We start from the raw sequence: 8,652 nt of genomic DNA on the forward strand, positions 1-8,652 counted from the left end.
ACATTCCATAAGGAAATACAAACAAACATAAAACCGAATACTATGATGAAAAAATCGATGTGTCTCATGGCGATTGGTGCACTAACGTTAGGAACGTATGCACAAGATACTGCCAAAGATTTGTCCCAATGTCCCTTCCATAATGGTACATTGGACGCGGCCAAAACCACCACTCATGCCAAAACTACCAAAAACAGCGATTGGTGGCCCAGTCAGTTGAACTTATCGGTATTGCGTCAAAATTCTGAATTGATCAATCCGATGGATGCTAATTTTGATTATATCAAAGCCTTCAAGTCGTTGGATTATATGGCGTTGAAAAAAGACATTCAAGCGGTACTGACCCAGTCACAAGATTGGTGGCCTGCCGATTTTGGTAACTATGGCCCCTTGTTTATCCGAATGGCATGGCACAGTGCGGGTACCTATCGTACGGGAGACGGCCGTGGCGGATCGTGTTCAGGACAGCAACGTTTTGCCCCACAAAACAGTTGGCCCGACAATGCCAATTTGGACAAAGCGCGACGTTTGCTTTGGCCTATCAAACAGAAGTATGGAAACAAAATTTCTTGGGCAGATTTGATGATCTTGACCGGTAATGTAGCTTTGGAATCGATGGGATTCAAAACATTTGGTTTCTCAGGAGGACGCGCCGACGTTTGGGAACCGGAGTCCAATGTGTATTGGGGTTCTGAATCGAAATGGTTGGACAACAGCAAACGTTACCAAGACGGGAAATTAGAAAATCCGTTGGCTGCGGTTCAAATGGGATTGATCTATGTAAATCCTGAAGGCCCCAATGGCAATCCCGACCCAGTGGCGGCTGCCAAAGACATTCGCGAAACGTTTGGACGCATGGGTATGAACGACGAAGAAACCGTGGCCTTGATTGCTGGAGGGCACACCTTCGGAAAAACGCACGGTGCAGGGGCAGCTTCTCATGTAGGACCCGAACCCGAAGCGGCTTCTATTGAAGATCAAGGCATGGGTTGGACCAGTACGTATCGCAGTGGGAAAGGTGCAGATGCCATTACTTCTGGTTTGGAAGTAACTTGGACCACAACGCCTGCCAAATGGGGACATGATTACTTTAATCTTTTGTTTGGTAACGAATGGGAATTGACCAAGAGTCCAGCAGGAGCCCATCAATGGGTGGCCAAAAACGGAGCTAACATCATTCCTGATGCTTTTGATGCCAATAAAAAACACAAAGCAACCATGTTGACCACCGATTTGTCGTTGCGTTTTGATCCGGTATATGAAAAAATTTCACGCAATTTCTTGGACAATCCTGCGGCATTTGAAGATGCCTTTGCACGTGCATGGTACAAGCTTACGCACCGCGATATGGGACCCAAAACGCGTCACGTAGGTCCAGAAGTACCTAAAGAAGAATTAATTTGGCAAGACCCCATTCCACTGGTAAACCATCCGCTAGTGGATGCCAAAGACATTACGAGTTTAAAAACAGCCATTGCCAATTCAGGTTTAAGCACGCAAGAATTGGTGGAAACCGCATGGGCTTCGGCTTCTACTTTCCGTGGATCCGATAAAAGAGGAGGCGCCAATGGAGCCCGCATACGTTTGTTACCCCAACGCAATTGGGAATGCAACAATCCAACGCAGTTAAATAAAGTATTGGGCGTCTTGGAAGGGATTCAAAAGAAATTCCACACCACTTCGGGGACCAAAAAAGTATCCCTAGCCGATTTGATTGTTTTGGCGGGCAATGTAGGGGTTGAAAAAGCGGCTAAAGCGGCAGGTGTTCCTGTTACGGTTCCTTTCACCCCCGGACGCATGGATGCCACACAAGCGCAAACCGATGTGGCCTCTTTTGGTGTTTTGGAACCCATGGCTGACGGTTTCCGTAACTACAAAAAAACGCGATACACGTTTACCACAGAAGAATTGTTGGTAGACAAGGCGCAATTGTTAACGCTAACGGCACCTGAAATGACCGTTTTATTGGGCGGTATGCGGGCAATGGGTGTGCATCATTCGGATGAAAATACGGGAATTTTAACGTCACGAGTGGGTGCATTAACCAATGACTTTTTTGTGAATTTGTTGGATATGAATACCGTATGGAAAGCGACCGATGCCGATAAAGAAAAATTCGAAGGTCGTGATCGTAAAACAGATGCGGTGAAGTGGACGGCCACGCGTGCCGATCTAATTTTCGGTTCACATTCAGAATTGCGTGCTTTGGCCGAAGTGTATGCCAGCAGTGATGCCAAAGAAAAAATGGTAACGGACTTTGTCGCAGCTTGGAATAAGGTGATGCAATTGGATCGTTTTGACCTCAAAATGAAAAAATAAGAACGCAAAAAATCAAAGCGATAAAAGGGATTGTTGGTAAGACAATCCCTTTTTCTTTTGGAATCTATTCGTGTATACAGCCCCGATCGCAACGGCATCCCCCGATTTGATCGGGGATACAGTGGAGAGCGGGACGAATGTTCGTAGGAGCACCCCACGTCTGCTGCCTATAAATTATTGAGCTGATTGTCTTTTTTGTTATCGCTTAGGGTCCAAAAAAAGCCCACAAAAAAGAAACGATCGGCAGTGGGTTCGATAATCCGTCGGTTGTACACCCCATTGGCATCGGGCGTATTGGCGTATTCATACCCCAAGACATTTTGGGTACCGAGTATATTGTTGACCGAAAATAATAGAATCTTTTGGGAAGAAATAAGATAGGCCCAACTCAAACTTAAATTGGAAAACGGCTTGGTTCGTCCATTCATAAAAAGGGACTCGTTGGGATTGTTGTAGGGGCGCCCCGAGCTGAGGACTTGGGTGACACTCAATTGCGATTTCCAGTCGTTAATCCAATACTTGCCAACCAGCGATATACTGTGTTTGGCAATAAAATTGGGGGTTACCGTGGTTGGAAAATTACGGTAATTGCGTTGGCTATCAATAAACGAATACGACACCCAATATTCCAAGTTTTTAATCGACTTCCCATCCCGCCAAAACACATCTAATCCACGCGCATAGCCCGACCCTCCGTTGGTAAAATCGCTATTGAATTGTGGTGTTTGGGTATTGAATTGAATCAAATCTTGGTAGGCTTTTTCATAGACTTCCACCCGAAAAGTTTGTCGATCGTGGGTATACAAATAATTCATGATATAATGGACGGCGCGTTTACTTTGAATCGTAGCAGTATACTTCAAATAATCGGCTCTTGGGGCTTGGGCAAAGGTTCCAAAAGCCCATGAAAACTGATGGTTTTTGGCAAATTTATACGCTAAGGAAAGTCGTGGCATGAGTTGCGTTTCCTTTAGCATCCCATTGTGCGCGAGCCGTGCCCCGATTTTGGCAGCGCCCTTTTTGGAAAAAATCCAATCGACTTCGGTAAATGCTGCACTTAAAGGAAAATCATAACCGCTGGAAAAACGTAGGGCGGTATTGGAAAACAGTTCCTTGAAATAGGTGATAAATTGACCCAACCCCATGGTCCATTTGAAACGATCGGAATACGATTTTCGCAATTTGAGTTTAAAATGAGCTGCATTTTCTTGATTGTACACCTCGTCTTGTTCGAGATCGATTTGATTTTTACCATGACCAAAACTAGCGCTTGTGACCGGTGCTTTTTTGGCATTCAAAACGATTCCCGTTACGGTGTGTTGGCTAAACATTACATACGATAATAGACTAAAAAAAGAGGTACTGATGGTTCTCATAGGTCTGGTTTTCTGAAGCAAAATTGGGCACTTGTTTTAAGAGGCTCAAATCCTTTCTACCGAACTGTTGAAAATTCGGGATGAATTGTAGAAGCAAATCGAAATACTTTTTTATATTTGACTCAACAAAATTGTTACTCTTCAAAATATATACTCATGAAATTTGTAAAATTCGCTTTGGCTATCGTTGCTTTTTTAGCCTTTCAAAACCTTCAAGCACAATCGGCTACTGCCAAATGGGCACCTCTTAATGAGTACCATGAACTTCTATCGAAAACGTTCCATCCTGCAGAGGGAGGGAATTTGACTCCGATCAAAAACAGCCATGATGCCTTGGTTCAAAAATCTGAAGCCTTGGATGTAGCAACTATGCCTGCCGATTTGAAAACCCCAAAAGCGGTGGAAAATATTGCGGTTTTACAGAAACTAACAAAAAAATTAAGCGAATTGATTACCAATAGAGCGCCCGATGTTGAAATCATGCGTACGTTTCAAAATGTACATGATGTATTTCACCGCATTGAAGAAGCTTGTAATCATCCGAACCGATAAAATTTAACCCGACACTTCGTCGGGTTCTTTTTTTTATTGCATTTCCTGACGTACTTTTGTCAAAAATAAAAACACATGTCAGTAGTCTATTTAGGATTTCATTTTACGGTGGAACCCAAAGATCCGGGTACAGAAATCTTAATTGCCGAGTTGGGTGAATTGCCCTTTGAAAGTTTTGTCGAACAGGAACACGGCGTAACGGCTTACATACAGCAATCGGCCTACGAAACGGGAATGGTTGAAAACTTGTATATTGTCAACTCGCCCGAATTTAGCATCACACACACGGTTGAGACGATAGAACAGGTCAATTGGAATGAAGAATGGGAGAAAAATTTTGATCCCATTGATGTCGATGGAATGTGCTACGTTCGCGCTCCTTTTCATGAAAAAACAAACGCGCTTTATGACATTGTGATCGAACCCAAAATGAGTTTTGGTACGGGGCATCATGAAACGACTCACATGATGATTCAACAATTGTTGGAAATGGATTTGGTAGGAAAAAAAACGTTGGATATGGGATGTGGCACGGCCATTTTAGCCATTTTAGCTGAAATGAAAGGAGCGCAACCGATTGATGCCATTGACATTGACGTATGGTGTTATGTAAACTCCATTGAAAATGCCGAGCGCAATCATTGCCAACATATCACGGTAGAGGAAGGAGATGCAAGTTTGTTGCTGGGAAGGTCTTATGACGTGATCATTGCCAACATTAATCGAAATATTCTAATCAACGACATGGCCACTTATGCGGGTTGTTTGGCCCCTGAGGGACACCTGCTACTCAGTGGGTTTTATGTGGATGATATCCCTTATTTGGATGCCGCTTGCCAACCTTTTGGTTTGGTTTTTGAAAAAAAATGGGAGCGCAACAACTGGGCGTCCCTTCGTTATAAAAAACAATAAATGAGAATGAGCACGATTGAAAAAGTAAAAGAGTCAGTCGTTTTGGCTGAAGATTTAGATTTTCATCACGAAATTATATTGTTCAATGACGACGTCAACACCTTTGATCACGTTATTGACACGTTAATTCGCGTTTGCGACCACACCCCTATTCAAGCCGAACAATGTGCGATTTTAGTACATTATACGGGTAAATGCGGGGTGAAAACTGGGGCTTATGACGAATTAAAACCCCTCTGTTCTGCGTTATTGGATGCTGGTTTAAGCGCTGAAATTCAGTAATTAGCACGACAATTTTCCTAACGCACAACTGACATAGGAAAATGCTTTATCTCCTTCAATATTGGCCTCCCCAAGTTCAGGACACCCTATTTATTTCAGCTTATTATGACGGTTTATAAATCCGATTCAACTTGTTAAGTGAATGAAAAAGTGCCTTGTTGAAGATCAACGATGACATTTTGTAACGCATCCGTTGTACGTAATTGTTTGGTAATGGTATGCGCACACCCTTCGCATTTGAGGTTTTGTACGTATAAAGTAGTGGTCATTTTTTTTCAAAAATAGTCCACCTCGGCGAATTGCTTTTTAACTATTGTTACTTAGTGCGGCAAGTAATCTTTGATCCAACCGTAAACAAAGGTTCCCAAAAGTGCTCCAACAAGGAGTACACCTACGGCCATAAAACCTGCCCCCATAAGGATAAAAATGGGTCCCGGACAAGCCCCAACCATGGCCCAACCTAATCCAAAAAGCAATCCACCAATCCAGTACCGGAAAGTTCCTTTTTCTTTATCTGGTATGGAAATAGGTTGCCCTTGGTAATCGGTAATTTTTTTTCGTTTAATCCATTGAACACCTATCATGCCTGTTGCAATGGCTACCATGATAATTCCATACATATGGAAAGAATCAAATTGAAACATTTCGAAGATACGGTACCAAGAAACCGCTTCCGCTTTGGTAAGTACGACACCAAAAAAAAGACCAAGTATAAAAAATTTGATATACTTCATGACCTAAAAAGTAAAGGGAGAATAAAATGCGTCATCAACAAACCACCAATAAAAAAACCAACAACCGCTTTCAAGGATTGCCCCTGAAAGGTACTTAACCCTGTAATTGCATGACCTGAAGTACAGCCACCTGCATAGCGGGATCCAAATCCAATGAGGAAGCCACCTATTAAAAGAAAGGCAATGATTTTGGGCTGCTGTAAAGCAGAAATATCAAATAGTGTATGCGGGAGTAGCTTTCCGTTTGGAGCGTCGATTCCTAATTTTTGTAATTTTAAAATTGTATTGGGATTTATAGCTACATTATCGGGAGCACTTAAAAAGTGTACCGCGAGATATCCACCGACCATGGCTCCCAAAACAACGACTAAGTTCCATTGTTGACTTTTCCAATCCCATTGAAAAAAAGCGACTTTTTTTCCTACTCCAGTCATCGAACACAATGTTCTCAAATTGGAAGACATGCCAAATCCTTTTCCAAAATAAATCAAAATTAACATTACCATTCCAATTAAAAAACCAGAAATGGCCCAATGCCAAGTTGCCGAAAAAATCTCCATAGGTTATATTTTTTACAAAAATAGAAATCGTGGTTTGATTATTGCACAGAAATTAACAAATTTGAAACTCAATTTAACAACATGAAAAAAAATATTGCCTCCCTTTTTTTGTTCGCCCTTATTACGAGCTGTGGTAGCGGAAAATTTGTGATAAAAAATATCGATAATTCGGTGCAAAAACTTCAAACCATTGATGGCCATTTTGATTTAAAAGAATATGCCACCGATGATTTGTATGGATATAACATGGAATATCCTATTAATTTGGGGTACGATAATGAACGAATTAACCCTAGAAATGTAGACTATTTTTTCAAAGCACTGGCGGGACTGAATGGCGAATCCATTACATGGAAAAAAGTGGAGGTGTGTTGCCCCTATGAAAGTAAAAAAAGTACTACTGGCGCGGGTACTTTGGAGATTTATGAAGTTAGTTTTGGCACCTCTAGCCTTCGGCTATATGTCAACTTGTTTGAAAAAGGAAAGCTACTTTGCCCCAAAGGGCTAACCATCAAAAAATAAACCTAGATTTCCTACCCTCGTAAAGGAATCCGAAAAGAGATTAGGGTTTTATTTCCTATCTTTGTGTTTCTAAAAAACTAATTTTTCATGGATTTAAATCAACTGCCACAGCTCAAACATACGGATAGTGGTAACTTTTTTATTTTAGCTGGACCTTGTGCTATTGAAGGAGAAGAAATGGCCTTACGTATTGCTGAAAAACTCGCTACAATTTCTGATACATATAAAATTCCCTTTGTATTTAAAGGGTCATTTAAAAAAGCTAATCGCTCACGCATTGATAGTTTTACGGGGATTGGCGATGAAAAAGCTTTAAAAATTCTTCGAAAAGTTTCTGAAACGTTTCATGTACCCACAGTAACAGACATTCACACGGAAGAGGATGCAGACAAAGCTGCGCAATATGTTGATGTTTTACAAATCCCTGCTTTTTTGGTTCGACAAACCGATTTGGTAGTGGCTGCTGCAAAAACGGGGAAGACGGTGAATTTAAAAAAAGGCCAATTTATGAGTCCCGAAAGCATGAAACACGCCGTACAAAAAGTATTGGATTGCCACAATGAAAACGTAATGGTTACTGACCGCGGAAGTATGTTTGGCTATCAGGACTTGATTGTAGACTTTCGCGGAATTCCAACAATGAAGGCGTTTGCAACTACGGTTTTAGATGTCACCCATTCGTTGCAACAACCCAATCAGATGTCGGGCGTAACTGGTGGTAGACCTGACCGTATAGAAACCATCGCCAAGGCGGGAATTGCAGTGGGTGTAGATGGGATATTTATTGAAACCCATTTTGACCCTGCGAATGCCAAAAGTGATGGCGCTAATATGTTGCATTTGGATTATTTTGAAGATTTAATGCGTAAGTTAACAAGTATTCGACAAGTCATCAACAATTTTTAGTAGATTTTAATTTTTTGAAATTAAATCCTTATTAAAAAAGAGAACGTACTTATTTACAACTAATTTGTGAAATTTTATATCCTCTAATTAGGGTATTTTTACATTTATACATACTGCTTTAAAAGTTATTAATCTGACTATGTTTTTTACACTATTTAAATCTTACAAAAATCAAGAAAATGTCCGATATTCTTCTTACAAAGCCACGCTACAGTATTGTTTTTTAGTTTAAAACAGTGTACTTTAGGTTTTTTTTTTTACTTTTGATAGCTAACAACTTAAATACAAACAAACCCATCAATTATTAATTTTTATGAAAAAAATTACATTACTAATCCTGATCGCGTTAGTGCATTTCACTGGATTTTCGCAATTTCCAACTCCAGGAGTTGAGGGATTTGAGAATACGACCGGACCGGACGTAGCTACAAATCCGTCGCCTTGGACTTTGGGAACGGGAGCAACGGGTAACCAGTGGGCTGTTTTTGA

10 protein-coding genes are annotated in these 8,652 nt (G+C 41.2%); 6 read left to right on the plus strand and 4 right to left on the minus strand.

Going from position 1 to position 8,652, the window contains the following annotated elements:
• The first annotated feature begins 45 nt into the window (after positions 1-45).
• Positions 46-2,319 (plus strand): catalase/peroxidase HPI, encoded by a 2,274-nt coding sequence (gene katG / locus ABWO12_RS04610; protein ID WP_353087621.1) that lies wholly within the window; start codon positions 46-48, stop codon positions 2,317-2,319.
• A 167-nt stretch (positions 2,320-2,486) separates the two neighbouring features.
• Here the strand turns inward: katG and ABWO12_RS04615 are convergent, their stop codons facing one another.
• Positions 2,487-3,695 carry a TonB-dependent receptor gene (locus ABWO12_RS04615; protein WP_353087612.1) on the minus strand — a complete coding sequence of 403 codons (1,209 nt, stop codon included), beginning with the start codon at positions 3,693-3,695 and terminating at the stop codon, positions 2,487-2,489.
• Positions 3,696-3,851: 156 nt separating this feature from the next.
• Between ABWO12_RS04615 and ABWO12_RS04620 the strand changes: the two genes are divergently transcribed.
• The 3 genes from ABWO12_RS04620 to ABWO12_RS04630 all read left to right on the plus strand — a co-directional run bounded on the left by ABWO12_RS04620 (position 3,852) and on the right by ABWO12_RS04630 (position 5,441).
• A complete protein-coding gene (locus ABWO12_RS04620) occupies positions 3,852-4,247 on the plus strand; it encodes a hypothetical protein (protein ID WP_353087613.1) in 396 nt (131 codons plus the stop codon).
• Between the two features lie 75 nt (positions 4,248-4,322).
• Positions 4,323-5,159, plus strand: a complete 837-nt coding sequence (gene prmA / locus ABWO12_RS04625) for a 50S ribosomal protein L11 methyltransferase (protein ID WP_353087614.1) — start codon at positions 4,323-4,325, stop codon at positions 5,157-5,159.
• A gap of 6 nt (positions 5,160-5,165) precedes the next feature.
• Positions 5,166-5,441 (plus strand): ATP-dependent Clp protease adaptor ClpS, encoded by a 276-nt coding sequence (locus ABWO12_RS04630; RefSeq protein ID WP_073365358.1) that lies wholly within the window; start codon positions 5,166-5,168, stop codon positions 5,439-5,441.
• Between the two features lie 134 nt (positions 5,442-5,575).
• On the opposite strand, the gene ABWO12_RS04635 is transcribed toward ABWO12_RS04630, so the two are convergent.
• From ABWO12_RS04635 to ABWO12_RS04645, 3 genes are read right to left on the minus strand one after another with little or no spacing between them, the layout of a single operon-like run.
• A complete protein-coding gene (locus ABWO12_RS04635) occupies positions 5,576-5,710 on the minus strand; it encodes a heavy-metal-associated domain-containing protein (RefSeq protein ID WP_353087615.1) in 135 nt (44 codons plus the stop codon).
• A 51-nt stretch (positions 5,711-5,761) separates the two neighbouring features.
• Complete coding sequence (locus ABWO12_RS04640; protein WP_353087616.1) at positions 5,762-6,175, minus strand: DUF6691 family protein; 414 nt, start codon at positions 6,173-6,175, stop codon at positions 5,762-5,764.
• A complete protein-coding gene (locus ABWO12_RS04645) occupies positions 6,172-6,735 on the minus strand; it encodes a YeeE/YedE family protein (protein WP_353087617.1) in 564 nt (187 codons plus the stop codon). The genes ABWO12_RS04640 and ABWO12_RS04645 overlap by 4 nt, the downstream gene beginning before the upstream one ends.
• A 147-nt stretch (positions 6,736-6,882) precedes the next feature.
• Here ABWO12_RS04645 and ABWO12_RS04650 point away from each other — a divergent pair, with 147 nt between their 5' ends.
• Both ABWO12_RS04650 and kdsA read left to right on the plus strand, forming a co-directional pair.
• Positions 6,883-7,257, plus strand: coding sequence for a 2-dehydro-3-deoxyphosphooctonate aldolase (locus ABWO12_RS04650; protein ID WP_353087618.1), 375 nt, complete (start codon positions 6,883-6,885; stop codon positions 7,255-7,257).
• A gap of 87 nt (positions 7,258-7,344) precedes the next feature.
• On the plus strand, positions 7,345-8,163 hold the full coding sequence (gene kdsA / locus ABWO12_RS04655) for a 3-deoxy-8-phosphooctulonate synthase (RefSeq protein WP_353087619.1): 819 nt from the start codon (positions 7,345-7,347) through the stop codon (positions 8,161-8,163).
• Positions 8,164-8,652 lie beyond the last annotated feature (489 nt).

It is taken from the genome of Flavobacterium sp., assembly GCF_040379285.1.
GTDB lineage: Bacteria > Bacteroidota > Bacteroidia > Flavobacteriales > Flavobacteriaceae > Flavobacterium.

Bases quoted from the DNA above. Each gene is read 5' to 3' on its own strand.
- katG (WP_353087621.1), top strand. From the start codon at position 46: ATGAAAAAATCGATGTGTCTCATGGCGATTGGTGCACTAACGTTAGGA.
- ABWO12_RS04615 (WP_353087612.1), bottom strand. From the start codon at position 3,695: ATGAGAACCATCAGTACCTCTTTTTTTAGTCTATTATCGTATGTAATG.
- ABWO12_RS04620 (WP_353087613.1), top strand. From the start codon at position 3,852: ATGAAATTTGTAAAATTCGCTTTGGCTATCGTTGCTTTTTTAGCCTTT.
- prmA (WP_353087614.1), top strand. From the start codon at position 4,323: ATGTCAGTAGTCTATTTAGGATTTCATTTTACGGTGGAACCCAAAGAT.
- ABWO12_RS04630 (WP_073365358.1), top strand. From the start codon at position 5,166: ATGAGCACGATTGAAAAAGTAAAAGAGTCAGTCGTTTTGGCTGAAGAT.
- ABWO12_RS04635 (WP_353087615.1), bottom strand. From the start codon at position 5,710: ATGACCACTACTTTATACGTACAAAACCTCAAATGCGAAGGGTGTGCG.
- ABWO12_RS04640 (WP_353087616.1), bottom strand. From the start codon at position 6,175: ATGAAGTATATCAAATTTTTTATACTTGGTCTTTTTTTTGGTGTCGTA.
- ABWO12_RS04645 (WP_353087617.1), bottom strand. From the start codon at position 6,735: ATGGAGATTTTTTCGGCAACTTGGCATTGGGCCATTTCTGGTTTTTTA.
- kdsA (WP_353087619.1), top strand. From the start codon at position 7,345: ATGGATTTAAATCAACTGCCACAGCTCAAACATACGGATAGTGGTAAC.